This is a genomic window from Parasutterella muris (genome assembly GCF_009767915.1).
Taxonomy (GTDB): Bacteria; Pseudomonadota; Gammaproteobacteria; order Burkholderiales; family Burkholderiaceae_F; genus Parasutterella; species Parasutterella muris.
The window spans coordinates 1-15773 of record NZ_WSRP01000049.1; the positions used below are offsets into that span (position 1 = coordinate 1).

Sequence of the window (15773 nt, forward strand, 5' to 3'; positions counted from 1 at the left end):
TTTCATTAGTGTAGATATCTGTTCTTCAACTTTCATTGTTGACTCCCTAAGTAGTCAACTTTTTTCAGGACAAGACAACCTTCATATTTCAACTAAAAATTATAGGCTACATATAAACACACAATAAGAAATTTCATCCTCGAAGGTATCTCTCGATTTCCGTCCCTGATGATTCGTTTCTAAAAAACACATACTCACAAATAAAGTTAGCGAGGATATCTCACCCAAACCAATAACTCACCCCTCTATTAATTTTCTTCCCTGATCCTGCCAATTAGCGCTACGGGAAAATCCCCCCAGGCATTTATTCTAGTCATAAATCTGTTTCCTCCGACTGTAGGGGAAACGATATGTCTTTAAAAAAGTCTGCAAATAATTCCGCATAACAGCAATTTTTGAAGTAAATTTTATCTATATCAATCATTTTTCAATCATTGAATACTGAATCATGCGTGCAGCACAGTTTTTCTTTTATTACTTTAGCTTTTATTTTTCGCTGTCGGCGGAAAAGGATACTCTGCACGCATAATCAGGAGTCACTTAAACTTAACCGCCGTACCAAAAGGTCCCGGCGGTTTTTTATTGCCAACCTCGGATATCGCGGATAAACGGAGAATAAATAATGGCTTTCAATACCGATGACGTCAGAATCAAAGAAATAAGAGAACTTACTCCACCTTCTTACCTGATCAGAGAATTTCCCTGCGGACAGCTTGCTTCAACAACCGTACACCTTGCCCGTACCGCGGGCCATGAAATCATTCACGGCTTGGACGACCGCCTGCTAGTCATCGTTGGTCCGTGCTCAATCCATGACCCGAAAGCGGCGGTCGAATATACAGAAAAACTCGTCGACCTTCGCAGACAGTTTGCTGATGATCTCGAAATCATCATGCGCGTATATTTCGAAAAACCGAGAACCACAATCGGTTGGAAAGGCCTGATCAACGACCCGGACCTGGACTGCAGCTACCACATCAACCACGGACTGCGCGTTGCGCGGGAGCTGCTGCTCGATATCAACGAACTCGGCGTCCCCGCAGGCACCGAATACCTCGACATGATCACGCCTCAGTACATCGCTGACTTAATCTCCTGGGGCGCGATCGGAGCAAGAACAACAGAAAGCCAAGTACACCGCGAACTCGCCAGCGGCCTTTCCTGCCCGGTGGGATTCAAAAACGGAACCGATGGCAACGTGAAAATTGCTATCGACGCGATTAATGCCGCTTCCCATGAGCATGTTTTCCTTTCTGTAACCAAGGGAGGCCACTCCGCTATTGTCGTTACGGGCGGAAATGAAGACTGCCACGTGATTCTTCGCGGCGGTAAAACAACCAATTACGACGAAAAGAGCGTGTCCGAGTGCTGCGAAAAACTTCAGGCTGCAGGACTGAGACCCTCCGTCATGATCGATGCAAGCCACTCCAACAGCCATAAGAAACATAAGGAACAGCTGGCCGTCGTACAGGATATCTGCCGGCAAATTTCTTCCGGCAGCTGCCACATCATGGGCGTTATGCTCGAGTCTAATCTTGTCGAAGGCAACCAGCCTCTCGTCAAAGGCAAAGAACAGGAACTGGTTTACGGTCAGTCTATTACGGACGCCTGCCTTGGATGGGACGACACGGTTAAAGCAGTTGAGTCTCTCGCACATGCGGTTAAAGACCGCAGGGACCGCAACCGCTAATACGAGAATATAGAAGAAGCCTTGCTCCGCAAAGAACAAGGCTTCTTGCTATGGTTTAAATAAGTAGTCTATTTAAAACCGCAAATCATCGGTACCAGATTCTTATAGAAGGACACTGCAATATCCAGAACCCGCTCGTCAAAGTCAAAGAGCCTCTGATGATGTCCTGCTTTGGTCTCGCATCCAAAGATGATGAACGTACCGACTCCGCCCCTCTGCTGAACTCTGCGAAGCAGAATCGTACAGTCTTCGCTGCCAAGCTTCAGATCCATCTTCTTAATCATCTCTTCGCCGACAACCGGAATCGCCGCTTCGTAAACCAAATCAATGGCTTTACGATCCGGTTTAAATTCGGTCGCTTCTCCGGCCTTAACGATCTTCACCTCGCAGTCATACATATCTGCGCTCGCTTTGATCTTGCGAATAGCTTCCTCACGCATGTAGCTGTTGACTTCTTCGGTTTCCCCGCGAACCTCAAGCTGCATAAAAGCATTCGGCGCAACCACGTTGCGACCTTGACCAGCATGCAGCGTCCCCACGTTCAGCGCAGTTGTTTCCTGAACCGGTCGAATGATACCATGTACCGCTAATGTAGCAGTTGCGGCAGCCAAAAGCGCATTCTTTCCTTTGTGCGGGTCCGCACCTGAATGCGCGGCTAAACCAACGAACTCCGCATCCAGCTTGGTAGAAGCTAGAAAAAGTCCGGGCTCAGGTGAAATCGTGCCGGTGGGCAGATTAAATCCCAAGTGGTTACCGAAAAAGTAATCCGCGTCATCCAGGACACCTGATTCAGCAACCGGCCGAGCACCTCTTACACCCTCTTCCGCAGGCTGGAAAAGAACCTTGATCGTACCGCACAACTTATCCTTGTTCTCAACAAGCCAAGAACAAAGGCCGATACCCATCGTTGTGTGACCATCATGCCCACAGGAATGCATGTGGCCCGGGTTGGTGCTGGCCCAGCCTTCATCAAACGGTCTATGGCCTGCTTCCAGAGCTTCCTGTACGTCCACACAGTCCATATCGAATCGAACGGCAAGTACGGGGCCGGGACGGCCAGTTTCAATCGTTGCAAGTACGCCTGTATAACCGCCCATCTGCTCCAGAAATTCTGCGGAAACGCCTTTGTCAAGCGCTGCCTTCTGTGCCGCTTCTACAGCCTTTTCATTGCGGCCTGCAACAAACTCCGGATTAATAATCTGACGGCCAAACTTAGGTTCAATTCCAAACGATCTCAATTTTTGGACAACCTTGAAAGTTGTCACAAATTCACACCATCCGGTCTCCGGATAGGAGTGAAGATCACGACGAAATTGGACGAGCTCCTGACTAGACAGCATTCGTTTTCTCCTCACCATTTAAACAATTAGTCTCAGATTTATTATCCACGAGCCAACGATTGATTTCCATAAGAATATTACGAAGCTTTCCCCCTTCGACGATTCCGCAAAAAACGCTGCCAATGCTGATTCCAAGAAACAGCCTCATCGACACCTCAAGACGGAAAAGTCGATCCTCGTCATCCTCTTTAATGTGATAGTGCTCCCTAAGCTGAGTCATGAGTTTCTCGCCGTTTTCAACGACACGCTCCATGACAACAGGATTTCTAGTCGCTTCCGTCATCATCGTCAGAGTCAGCGAGGCTCGACGAGGATCAAGCAGGTGCTTGATAAACTTTTCCTGCTCTTCCGGTTCAGAATTCATTGCTCCGGTCAAAAGCGTGAAGGTCTCTTCAGCCATCTTTTCCTGAACTGACAACGCAATCGCCGCTTTATTCTCATAAAAGTTATATAAATGCGGCGTGCTGATGCCTGCTTTACGAGCAATGTCGCTCATGCTCGCAGCGTGGAAACCTTTTTCTAAAAAGGTCTCCTCCGCAGCCGCGAGAATTTTCAGTCTTTTCTCATCCTGACGTGTTAAGTTGAGAGGGCTGCCCATTAAGACTCTCCCTTCACAGAAGCTGCCGCGACGGTCTGTTCTTCACGAACAGCTCCGCCTCCGAGCGCACGGTAAAGATTGATGCCGCTGCTCAGGCGCATAGACTCAGCGCTGATGAAATTAGTCTGTGCTGCAACCATCTGACGCTGACTTTCAAGAACCGTCAGGAATCCGTCAAGACCGTTCTTGTAACGGTTCTGAGATAGCGTATAGGCTCGTTCTGTCGCCGTCACCAAATCTTTTAACGCAGCAGTCTGCTGTTTCACGGTACCTACTGTCGCAAGCGCGTCACTAACTTCGGCAAAGGCCTGCTGAATGGTCTGCTCGTAAGTCGCGACCATGATCTTCTGCTGAGCTTCAGCCTGGCGCAACGTAGACAAGTTCGCTCCGCCCGTAAAGATCGGAAGTGAAATTGAAGGCGCAAATGTCCAAAGACCTGTACCGGCATCAAATAAATCACTCAGATGACGAGACGTGGAACCGATGCCCGCCGTCAGAGAAATTCTCGGAAAAAAGTTTGCACGAGCTGCGCCAATGTTGGCATTTGCTGCTTTCAAATTATTTTCCGCCGCACGAATATCTGGTCGATTGAGAAGAATGTCACTTGAGAGTCCTTCTGGAGCGATCGCTCCGAAGTTCGTCGCATCTTCGAGCTTTTCCGGCTCCAACATCGCTGGCACATCAGCGCCTACGAGAAGATTCAATGCATTTCTCGCTTGAGCCACTGTGCGCTCGTAGCTTGCGACCGCTGCTCTTGCGGTCGCAACCGTTGTTTTGGCCTGCTCGAGTTCAAGAAGCGAGCTTGCGCCTAGACGGTGACTCTGCTCCATCAGCTTATAGCTCTTTTCCTGACTCTCAAGCGTAATCTTCTGCAGACGTAAAAGCTCCTTCTGCGCGCCAAGGTTAATCCAAGCGTTAGCCACAGAGGCAATCAGCGTATTTTGTGCAGCACTTCTGTTTTCCTCTACAGCAAAGTAGCTCTGTAATGCCGCTTCAGAGAGACTCCTTACTCGACCGAAGAGATCAAGCTCCCAAGCGGTGGATGAAAGATTGGCCTGATAGGTGTGAGAAACATAGCCGGATCCAGTCGCAGAAACAGAACGAGGAGTTCTTCCCGCCGTCTCGTTTAAACCGCCCGCAACTGACGGAAGAAGCTGCGCGCGCTGAATGCCGTAAGCGGCATAGGCCTTTTCAACATTGAACAGCGCAACACGAAGATCTCGGTTGTTTTCAAGCGCGAGGCGAACAACCTGGCGAGCCTTGGGATTAGTAATGAAATCCTCCCAAAGCGGCAGCGGCGCAGCCGTTTTTTCAACATCGGCATACGCATCTCCGCTCGGGAACGTTTGAGCAACCGGCGCTTCGGGACGCTCATACTTGGGCGCCATCGTACAGCCCGACGCAAGCAGAACTGCGCAAGCCAATGTTGTAACTTTTATGATTCTCATTTGGATTCTCCGTCGGTCTGAGGTTTATGCGTCTTGTCGCCAAACAGTTTAATAATCAATACGTAGAAAAGCGGTACGAAGAAAATACACAGGAAAGTACCCGTAAGCATACCGCCGAGAACACCGATACCGATCGCGTTCTGCGCACCTGAACCTGCGCCAGCCGCTTTAGCAAGCGGAAGAACGCCGAGACCGAACGCAAGAGAGGTCATCAGAATCGGTCGAAGTCTGAGCTTAACGGCCTGAGCTGCTGCCTCTACGATCGACATGCCTTTCTCATGGAGCTCTTTAGCAAACTCCACAATCAAAATCGCGTTCTTACTAACCAAACCGATTGTTGTCAAAAGACCAACCTGGAAGTAAATATCGTTATTCATTCCGAATGCGCCGGTCATACCAAGCGCTCCAATAACACCGAGCGGCACCACCATAATGACCGCAATCGGAATTGACCAGCTTTCATAAAGCGCGGCCAAGCAGAGGAACACGATCAAAATAGACAGTGCGTAAAGCGCTCCGGCCTGAGCTCCGGCCTGACGTTCCTGGAAAGAAATGCCGTTCCAGGCAAGTCCGAATCCGTAAGGCAGACTCTTGGCGATCTCTTCCATCGCCAGCATTGCCTGACCGGTCGTAAATCCTGCAGCGGGCGCGCCCTGGATGTTCACTGCACCTAACCCGTTGAAACGTTCAAGTTTGGAGGAACCGAACTTCCACTCAGCAGAACTGAAAGCGGAGAACGGAACCATCTTGCCCTGATCATTGCGCACATACCACTTGTCTAAATCCTCGGGTCTCTGACGATAATCGGCGTCGCCCTGAACATAAACCTGCTTAATACGGCCGTTGTCATAGAAGTCATTAACGTAAGTCGAACCCCAAGCCGTAGAAAGCGCGCTATTGACAGCGGAAACGCTCACTCCAAGCGCCGCGGCTTTGCTGAAGTCAATATTGAGCTGTAACTGCGGCGCATCTTCCTTACCGTTCGGACGCACGTTATAGAGCAGCGGATTCTGCTGAGCCATACCCAACATCTGATTTCTGGCATCCATCAGAGCGGCATGACCGGCGCCCCCCAGATCCTGCAAATAAAGGTCAAAACCGTCAGCCATACCAAGCTCGGGAACCGGCGGAAGCGCAAAACCAAACGCGAAGGAGTCTTTCCAGCTCATCAGCGTACGATTGGCACGTGCGGCAATAGCCTGAGCCTTCTGGTCCGGACGCTTACGCTCGCTCCAGTCCTTCAGTTTGACAAAGGCCATGGCAGAATTCTGGCCCATACCGGCCAAACTAAAGCCTGCGACCGTCATCACGCTTTCCACATTTTCCTTCTCTTGCGTCAGCATGTAATTCTGCATTCGCTCAATGACCGGAAGAGTCTGTTCGCGAGTCGATCCTTCCGGAAGCGTAATCTGAACCATCAAAGAACCTTGGTCCTCATCCGGCATAAATGCAGTCGGAATCTTTAAAAAGCCAAAAACCACGCCCGCAATAATGACACCGTAAATCACAATGAAACGCTTCCATCGGCCGGTCATGTAGCCGACGGCATGTGTCGCGGACTGCGCGCCGGAATTAAACACGCGATTGAACCAGCCGAAGAAACCTGTTTGTTTTTTATCGTGCTTAATCGGACGAAGAATTGTCGCGCACAGAGCCGGAGTCAGCGTCAGAGCAACTAGTACAGACAAACCCATTGCCGCCACGATCGTGACAGAGAATTGACGGTAAATGACACCGGTAGAGCCTCCAAAGAAGGCCATCGGAACGAACACGGCAGAAAGCACCATCGCAATACCGACCAGCGCACCCGTGATCTGCTTCATTGATTTTTCTGTTGCGTCATGCGGCGAGAGACGCTCTTCATCCATCACACGCTCAACATTTTCCACCACAACAATCGCATCATCTACCAACAGACCGATCGCGAGCACCATGGCGAACATCGTCAGCATGTTGATCGAGTAGCCCATAGCTCCGAGTACACCGAACGTACCAAGTACAACCACCGGCACAGCAATCGTCGGAATAAGTGTCGCGCGGAAGTTCTGAAGGAAAAGATACATAACCAGAACCACCAGCACAATCGCTTCCATCAGCGTCTGAATCACGCCCTTAATGGAGATACGAACGAACGGAGTAGTGTCAAACGGAATAATGTATTCGTAGTCCTGCGGGAAGTACTGCGAGAGCTCTTTCATCTTCTCGTCGACGAGCTCGGAAGTTCTCAAAGCATTTGCGCCGGAAGCAAGCTTAATTGCGATAGCTGAAGAAGGTTTACCGTTAAAAAAGGCTGTCGCCTCGTACATCTGCGGGCCTTTTTCAATTCGGGCGACATCCTTCAGGAATACCTGAGCTCCACTCGACTGAGTCTTCAGAAAAATATTGCCGAACTGCTCAGGCGTCTCTAGGAGCGAACTCGAAGTAATGGTCGCGTTCAGTTCCGTCCCTTTGGCAGCTGGCAGACCGCCCACCTGACCGGAAGAAATCTGAACGTTTTGTGCCTGAATCGCGGCTGTCACATCCGACGGTGTCAATCCGTATTCATAGAGCTTTTCCGGATTCAGCCAGATACGCATCGCAAAGGCCGAACCAAACACCTGAACTTCACCGACACCTTCAACACGACTCAGCGGCTCCTGCACTCGCGAGACCAAATAGTCGCCGAGTTCGGCTTCAGAAACCTTGCCGCTCTTAGACGTCAGACCGACAACTTTCAGAAAGCTCGCGGTCGTCTTGATAACGGTAATACCAAGTCGCTGGACCACTTCCGGCAGCGAGGACTGTGCCTGCGCCAATCGGTTCTGCACCTGAACCTGAGCCATATCGGGATTGGTTCCGGCAGCGAAAGTCAGCGTAATATTGATTCTTCCGCTCGACTCACTGGTTGAGCTCATGTACAGATACCCGTCAAGACCAGTCATCTTCTGTTCAATAATCTGAACGACAGTATCTTCAATAGTCTTGGCAGATGCACCCGGATAGGTTGCGGAAATACTCACCTGAGGCGGAGCAATCTGCGGATACATGGAAACCGGCAAATTTAGAATCGAGAGTGTGCCGGCAAGCATGATCACAATTGCAATCACCCAAGCAAAAATCGGACGATTAATAAAAAACTTTGCCATCTTGCTACCCTGCGGTTACTTCTTCTGTTGCTGAGCTGCCTGTTCGGCCATAGTCGGAACGATGTTGACCGGAACTCCGGGGCGAATGCGCTGCAGGCCTTCTATGACGACCTTGTCGCCGGGCTCCAGTCCGCTTTCCAGAAGCCAGTCAGTACCTTCAGTCTTAATTGTCTTAATTTTCTTAATGGCGATCTTTCCGTCCTGAACAACATAGACGTAAGGAGAGCCGTTGGATTCACGAAGCACTGCGCGTTGCGGAACAAAAATCGCATTTTCACGCAGACCCTGCGGAAGCTTCGTGCGAACATACATACCGGGGAGCAGTGTCTGATTAGGGTTCGGAAAAACCGCTCTGAGTGTGATTGTTCCGGTACCTTCATCAACAGAAACTTCTGAAAGTTCAAGTTTGCCTTCAAGAGGATAGACACTTCCGTCTTCAAGAGTCAGAGAGACGGGAATGGCACCTTCATTCACTTTGATGCGGCCCTCGGCAATCTCTTTCTTCAGCTTCAGAAGATCACGGCTCGATTCATTGACATCGACATAAATCGGGTCAAGCGTCTGAACGACTGCCATGTTGTTGGCCTGATAGCCGCTCAAAAGTGCGCCGGGCGTCACAAGAGAACGACCGATCTTTCCAGTAATCGGTGAAGTGATCGTGGTATAGCCGAAGTTAATCTCAGCATTCTTAAGCTGAGCCTGGGCAGCGAGCAAAGAAGCCTGCGCCTGCTTGTAGGCTGCCTGAGCATCCTCGTTCATCTGTTTGCTCACTGCTTCAGTCTTAACAAGCTGCGCATAGCGATTCGCACTATTGCGAGTCTGCATGACCAAAGATTTGGCTCTTTCAACTTCAGCTTTTGCGCTTTCGACTGCAGCCTTATAAACCGCCGGATCAATCTGATAAAGCGGTTGGCCTTCTTTGACTTCCTCGCCCTCTTTAAACAGACGCTTTTGCAGAATGCCTGAAACCTGAGGACGAACTTCAGCAACAAGGAAAGGAGCTGTTCTTCCTTGAAGAATTGTGGTTTGCGCCCTTGTATCAGGCTGAATTTCAACCACCGATACCTGAGGGACCATAGCGTTGGCAGGGGCGCCGCCCTTCTTCTGGTCGTCGCATCCCGTTAATGCGGCCAGCGCCAAAACAGAGACTACCGTTATGGTTTTTACCTTCTGAAAAATCATGGGATCCTCAATTTATTTTTGCTTACTAATGAGACTTAAAGATTCTAGACGATTTTCTGAATGAACATTCATTCAGAGAAGTATTTTATTTTTATATTCAAGGGTTTTCCCTTAGATATTAAATAGCTTTCTTGTATCGATAAATGAACACAAAAGTATTTCCTATCTCTTGTGTTCGTTGTCTTTCCTGCTCTGCACGGAGCTTCGACCCAATAGACCTAAGCATAGGTAAGTATGCAATCCCTATAACCTCTTTCCGTTACAACCATACAAAAAACCCCCGCATTAAGAGAGCGGGGGCCTTGGGAAAAAAGTGACTGCTTACAAAAGCGGCTCTGTGTTCTTCGTACCAGCAAGCGAGAGTGCAGCCAGCATAATCAGCTGCGGCCCAAGCTCCGTATGCTCCATAACGAAATATTCGTTGACAGTGTGCGCTCCGATACCCTTACCGCCTGAGCAAAGACATGTGGCCGGAATATTCCGACTCATAGGGGCATTCGCATCGGTTGAAGACATGCCGTAATTAGTCAGTTCAATACCCAGAACTTTCTGAGCGCTGCGTGCGGCCTGAAGAACCGGACAATCATGCGGACGCATGCCGCCCGGTCGATTGCCGATCTGAGTTTTTGTCAGTCTGAGCTTCTTAGTCTCATCGGTCACGCCCCAGCGAGCGTTTTCCGCTTTAACCGCTCCTTCAAAGGCGCTGAGAATTTCCGCTTCAACGCGCAGAAGCTCCTCATTGGAGACGCTGCGGATATCCACATCAACCTCACAGTGCGCGGCAATGGTGTTCACGGTTGTTCCGCCTTTAATGGTGCCGATAGTGAAGGTTGTTTTCGGATCTGCAGGAACCTGAATATCCGCGACCTTGTCGCCGGCACGGCACACCGCGTGAATCGCGCTCGGCGCTTTGCCGAATTCGGCAAAGGAATGTCCTCCGGGGCCGTCAATCGAAAGGCGCCAGCGATGAGAGCCAACCGCGCCGTAAAGAACACGGCCGACGTCGGTGCTGTCAACTGCGATAAAGCCGTCAAGCTTATTGTTGGCACATAAATGCTTAGAGCCGCGGATATCGCCGTTTCCTTCTTCGCCCACGGTTCCGACAAACCAGATGTCTCCGACCGTTTCGATCTTCTGAGCTTCAAGCGCACGAAGCACCTGCAGAATCGCCCGCAGTCCGGAGCAGTTGTCGCCGATTCCCGGCGCGCGGTAAATATTGCCTTCCTGCCGAACCTTAACGTCGGTACCGGCCGGGAAAACGCTGTCCATGTGCGCTCCAAGCGCAAGTACAGGGCCGTTTCCACTGCCTTTGCGAACCCCAATCACATTGCCGATTTCGTCAATATGAACGTTAGACAGTCCATAGCGTTTCATACGCTCCGCAACAGAAGCCGCGCGCTTTTCTTCATGAAAAGTCGGCGCTTCTATTTCGCAGAGCTCGATTTGTTCCTGCATCGCTATTTCCGTCTGATCGGCGATAAGTTTCAGCGCGTCCGCTACTGCAGGCTCCTTGGCGACTGTTTGAACGAGTTCCAGAACTTTCTCATTGACCTGAGGAATATTCTTCATAAATCAAGAGCTCCTTAAACCAAGAAGTAGAGGCAAATAACCATGACGACAGCCGCGGGTGCCGTGCGCTTCACAACCTCCACCGGAGAGACGCCGGCAATGCCGGACAGAAGAATGATGCCGCCTGCAAGCGGAGAAGCCTGTCTGCCGATACCGGCCGCCATCATGGCGATATACCCGAGTCCGTCAATCGTCATACCGAATGTCGGAGCATGGGGAGTCACCGCTTCGTTGAAAGCGAACGCCGCTGCGTCGCCGGAGCCGGTCAGCACGGCCAAAATAAACGGGCCGAAGGCGCCGCCGATTTTCGCCACTTCATTGGTATGGGTCAGATACTGAACAAAAACGTCAATGACGCCAGCGGCACGTAAACCTGCCGCAAATACACCCGCTGCGATAATGATGCCGAGAATCTTGGCGTAACCGTTGCCCATGCCCGCAAAGAATTTCTTTGTGACTTCCTCAGGGTTGGAACGTGTGACAGCAAGCGCGTAGAACGTTCCGATCAGCATCGCGGTCGCCACCGACATCTTGAGCTGAGGGGCCCAAAGCGAAGCGCAGACAAGAAGAACCACCGGAACCAGCGGAGCAATCGCAAAGAAAATATTCGGACGGGCAATCTCATTGCTTGCCTCTTCCACGGCTTCTTTAACTGCGGTGTCGTTTTTCTTAAAGTCGCCGTAAGCGAAGCACGTAATCGTAATGATGAGAATACTGATCGCGCCTAACGTGACCGTTGTCACCGCATGCGCGCCGATAAACTGCATAATCTCCATCGAGGCGAGTTTAGAGATGAACGGATTGTGAGAAACACCGGGGTTGAGGTAGGCGGGCATCATGCAGCCGCCGACTGCCGCAGCGGCAATCGCCGGTTTGAAACCGGAGCGAATCATGATCGGAATCATGGTCGGACCGACCGCTGCCGAAAGGCCTGCCATCGAAGGGATCGCTGTCGAGATCACGCTGGTGACGATCATGCATGAGGGCAGAAGAAAGACACCCAATCTCTTGAGCGGCTTCATCAGAAGACTCACTAAATGCACGTCGCACTTTGTCAGTGAGATCACAGCCGCAAAGCCGAGCGCTGAACAGATAGCGATGATCAGACTGCCGTTGGTCATCGACTTATCAAACTGCTTAAAAGCCACCATCGGCTGAAGTGAAATAAAAGCCATTACGAAACCGGATGTCAGAAGGACAAGACGTGTTTCATATCGTTTAATCAGGGCATAAACCGTTGCGATAACCACAACGACGGCCGCCCACACGGTCCAGGACATAGAATTCTCCTTGGGTAAAGATAAAAGCGGTATGAACGAACGTCCATGTTCATTGCCCGTTCATACTTCACTGCAAATCTATTTGAGATCAAACAATATCAGGAGAGCAAAAATTGCTCAATCCCCCATCGCATAAACCCTTATTTTTATTCTCTAGCCTAGGCCGCGTTTGAAAAAAACACCCTATCGCTTCGCAATTTATCCTGAACCAGTAGGCCTGCAGCTCATTAAAGACTCCGAATAAAAGAAAACCCGCGGTGAAGCGGGCCTCTTTTGTGCGCGATCAGAGTTTATTCACTCTTCGGATTCACGATATCTTTAAGTTCTCTGCGCAGAATCTTGCCGACAGGTGTCTTCGGGATCGATTCCACGAATACGATTTCACGCGGCATCTTGTAACCGGTCAGGTTTTGGCGGCAGTAAGCTTTAACCTGATCCGCCGTCAGGGACGGATCTTTCTTAACGATCACAGCCTTGACCATTTCACCGGATTTTTCGCTCGGCACACCCACGACGCCGCACTCAAGAATTTCCGGCATGCTCTGCAGCACCGCTTCGACCTCATTCGGATAAACATTGAATCCGGAAACCAGAATCATGTCCTTCTGACGGTCGGTAATCGTAATACGGCCGTTGCTGTCCATATTGCCGATATCTCCGGTACGCAGCCAGCCGTCGCGCAGCGTGGCGGCCGTTTCTTCCGGGCGATTCCAGTAGCCGCGCATGACCTGCGGACCTTTGACACAGATTTCGCCGGTGTGCTCCTCAATCTCCTGCGGAGTTGTCCACTGCCCGAGATCCTTAAATCCTTCGCCTCGGATGGTCACGATCGTTGAGGGGAACGGAAAGCCGACTGAGCCGTTCCACGGGGTGTTCAGCGGATTTGCGGCCACACCCGGAGAAGCTTCCGTTAAACCGTAAGCCTCGCTGATAGCTCCTCCTGTCACATTCTTCCAGCGCTCTGCCACGGTTTTCTGCACCTGAGTGCCGCCGCCGACAGTGAGCTTCAGCATAGAGAAATCAACCTGATCAAAGCCCGGCGTGTTCAGCAGTCCGTTAAAGAGCGTGTTGACGCCGCAAATAACAGTAAAGTGCTGCTTTGCGCATTCTTTAACGAGGCCCTTCATGTCGCGGGGATTCGTGATAAGCACCATACGGGCGCCCCACTGCATGAAGCTGCACATCGCTGTAAGTGAAAAGATATGGTAAAGCGGAAGCGCTGTCATCACGACTTCACTTACCTTCTTGAAGTCGGAAGAAATCCAAATACCGGTCTGCTGCAGATTGGCCAGCACATTGCGGTGTGTCAGCATGGCGCCCTTAGAGACGCCGGTTGTGCCGCCCGTGTACTGCAGAAGCGCGATGTCATAGCGATCAATCTTGGGTTTCTTGTATTCCAGAGAGGCGCCTTTTGCAAGCGCTTCGGTAAACATAACCGCATGCTCGAGATGGAATTCTGGCACCATCTTCTTGACACGCTTCACCATGAAGTTGACCAGCATGCGCTTAGGAGTCGGGAGCAGGTCGCCAACCTGAGTCGTGATCACATGCTCGACCGAAGTTTCCTTCTGGATTCTCTCAAAGGTCTTGGCAAAGTTCTCGATGATGATCAGAACTTTCGCTTCCGAATCCTTCAGTACTCCGCCAAGCTCACGGCTTGTGTAGAGCGGATTGACGTTCACAACAATCAGTCCGGCTTTCAGTACGGCAAATAAAGCCACCGGATACTGGAACAAATTCGGCATCATCAGCGCGACTCGGTCGCCCTGCTCGACGCCCGGGAGAGACTGCAGATACGCGGCAAGCGCCGTGACCTTCGCACCAAAGTCCCGATAGCTCATGTTGGAGCCCAGATTTGAAAACGCCGGAGCAGTGGCGTACTCCTCACACATTTTTTCCTGGAAATCCACAAGAGACTCGTAGATATCGGGATTAATCTCGGCCGGGACCCCTTCCGGGTAATTCCTCAGCCACGGATATTGCTGAGCATCTGTCATTTTTTGCTCTTCCCAAAAAAATCTTAACCCGCTAATTTTAGCGGGTTAGCTGTGATAAAAACAGTCTAAAAAACGTGACCTTAGGCTTGATTTGCAAGCTCGTGGATATGATCCGCATAAGCTTTGACGTCATCCCAATCGGTAAAGTCGATGCACATGGACGGATCGGTCGGCCCGTTTGTGATCTTCATAATGAGCTGAATGCATTTCTTATCAAAGAAATTCAGGTTGGGATAGTCGATCTTGCCGGCAAAGCACTTCAGATCACGAGGGCGCCACGGAGAGCGGTTCAGGAAGTTCTGCATGTAGCGGTTGCCTTCCACCGTTGCTTTAAAAGGCGTGCGCGCGACCACCGTCACATTGAACATTGCGTTGGGTTTGTGGTCAAGACGCGTGCAGTTATTGCGGACAAACTCATAAACGTTCGGATGATAGGTGCCGTAAACGACCGGGAAACCGCAGAGAACAAAATCATGCTTGTCCCAGTCCACACCTTCGCGCAGCGCTTCGGCCACCGGCATGAGTTCGACAGAATCGCCCTTTGCTTCAAGCTGTTCAGCGATACGGCGGACGATACGGGCAGTATGGCCCATACGAGAATAGTAAACAATCAGGATATTCTTCATGGCTGACTCCAAGGCCCGGCCGTTTCCCGGGGCGATTCGTTATTTTTTCGAAGTTCCGATTGTAGCAAATTACGCTTAAACACAATCCTGATGCCGCATTCTTAACAATCTGAAGCGGCATAAATCGATTTTTGTTACCCAGTATCGGCGGTTACCTAGCAATTAATCAGAATCTTGCGCCCCGCCTAAGGTAGAATCACAGCGTTTAAAACTCAGTTCTGAAAAAACAAAGGAACTCATTTACATTTATATGGCAAAAGAAGACCTGATTGAAGCCAGCGCAACTGTTACAGAAGTGCTCCCAGACGCCCGCTATCGCGTTCAACTCGACAACGGCTATGAACTTATCGCTTACACCAACGGTAAAATGCGCAAACATCACATTCGCATTCTCGCCGGCGATAAAGTTTCTCTTGAAATTTCTCCCTACGATATGACCAAAGGACGCATCACATTCCGTCATATTGAAGGACGTCCGCCTGCAGCGCCTCAGAACAAGCGCAAGTAATTATTAAAGTCAAAGCAGCATAAAAGCTCTGAGAATGCGCTGCGGCATTGTCAGAGCTGTCGCTGTTGCCTGACGCGCAAAGTACAAGATCCGAGTAGCCCGAGTTCTGTTTGCTGATGGAACGAAAGCAGCTGCCAGCCTCGCAAGAGGCTTTTTTTGCCTGAATTCCCGCTCCTAGATTACAAAAATCGGGGCGGGGATTTTTATTTTCAACTTCTGCATAAGTTCCTTGTAACGCTTTGGGATCTCGTGCCAGAGATATGTGACTTGGCCCTCAGGAGCGAACTTATAGACGGTTAATGCATTAAGTTCACTTATCAGGCGTGGAGCTTGCTCCGGGTCAATGTTGGCGTCCTGCATCCGCTTATGCAGCATCAGTCTTAAACTCAGAGCTAAATACGTGACAAAGA

Annotated in this window: 12 protein-coding genes; 2 read left to right on the plus strand and 10 right to left on the minus strand. The window is 50.5% G+C overall.

Translation table 11 applies throughout. The features are described from left to right. Positions 1-619: 619 nt before the first annotated feature. Positions 620-1690, plus strand: coding sequence for a 3-deoxy-7-phosphoheptulonate synthase AroG (gene aroG / locus E5987_RS11575; RefSeq protein WP_277612792.1), 1071 nt, complete (start codon positions 620-622; stop codon positions 1688-1690). Between the two features lie 68 nt (positions 1691-1758). On the opposite strand, the gene E5987_RS11580 is transcribed toward aroG, so the two are convergent. From E5987_RS11580 to hemG, 9 genes are all read right to left on the minus strand, one after another. After that, the gene (locus E5987_RS11580) at positions 1759-3030 is read right to left on the minus strand and encodes an amidohydrolase (RefSeq protein ID WP_160336239.1); all 1272 of its coding nucleotides are present in this window, start codon (positions 3028-3030) and stop codon (positions 1759-1761) included. Then, the gene (locus E5987_RS11585; protein WP_160336240.1) at positions 3020-3628 is read right to left on the minus strand and encodes a TetR/AcrR family transcriptional regulator; all 609 of its coding nucleotides are present in this window, start codon (positions 3626-3628) and stop codon (positions 3020-3022) included. The genes E5987_RS11580 and E5987_RS11585 overlap by 11 nt, the downstream gene beginning before the upstream one ends. Further along, positions 3628-5076, minus strand: coding sequence for an efflux transporter outer membrane subunit (locus E5987_RS11590; protein ID WP_160336241.1), 1449 nt, complete (start codon positions 5074-5076; stop codon positions 3628-3630). The genes E5987_RS11585 and E5987_RS11590 overlap by 1 nt, the downstream gene beginning before the upstream one ends. Then, positions 5073-8201, minus strand: coding sequence for an efflux RND transporter permease subunit (locus tag E5987_RS11595; protein WP_160336242.1), 3129 nt, complete (start codon positions 8199-8201; stop codon positions 5073-5075). Before E5987_RS11595 ends, E5987_RS11590 begins: the two co-directional genes overlap by 4 nt. Positions 8202-8216: 15 nt before the next feature. Then, positions 8217-9383, minus strand: coding sequence for an efflux RND transporter periplasmic adaptor subunit (locus E5987_RS11600; RefSeq protein ID WP_160336243.1), 1167 nt, complete (start codon positions 9381-9383; stop codon positions 8217-8219). Positions 9384-9704: 321 nt separating this feature from the next. Next, a complete protein-coding gene (locus tag E5987_RS11605) occupies positions 9705-10952 on the minus strand; it encodes a M20/M25/M40 family metallo-hydrolase (RefSeq protein WP_160336244.1) in 1248 nt (415 codons plus the stop codon). Positions 10953-10966: 14 nt separating this feature from the next. After that, positions 10967-12232, minus strand: coding sequence for a C4-dicarboxylate transporter DcuC (gene dcuC, locus E5987_RS11610; RefSeq protein WP_160336245.1), 1266 nt, complete (start codon positions 12230-12232; stop codon positions 10967-10969). A 290-nt stretch (positions 12233-12522) separates the two neighbouring features. Beyond that, the gene (locus tag E5987_RS11615; protein ID WP_160336246.1) at positions 12523-14229 is read right to left on the minus strand and encodes an AMP-binding protein; all 1707 of its coding nucleotides are present in this window, start codon (positions 14227-14229) and stop codon (positions 12523-12525) included. Between the two features lie 80 nt (positions 14230-14309). After that, complete coding sequence (hemG, locus tag E5987_RS11620) at positions 14310-14855, minus strand: menaquinone-dependent protoporphyrinogen IX dehydrogenase (RefSeq protein WP_160336247.1); 546 nt, start codon at positions 14853-14855, stop codon at positions 14310-14312. 250 nt (positions 14856-15105) lie between these two features. Here hemG and infA point away from each other — a divergent pair, with 250 nt between their 5' ends. Next, positions 15106-15363: a translation initiation factor IF-1 gene (infA, locus tag E5987_RS11625; protein ID WP_160336248.1), complete on the plus strand. Its 258-nt coding sequence runs from the start codon at positions 15106-15108 to the stop codon at positions 15361-15363. A 174-nt stretch (positions 15364-15537) separates the two neighbouring features. On the opposite strand, the gene E5987_RS13170 is transcribed toward infA, so the two are convergent. Further along, on the minus strand, positions 15538-15773 hold a 236-nt coding region (locus E5987_RS13170; protein ID WP_237178776.1), incomplete at its 5' end, for a hypothetical protein.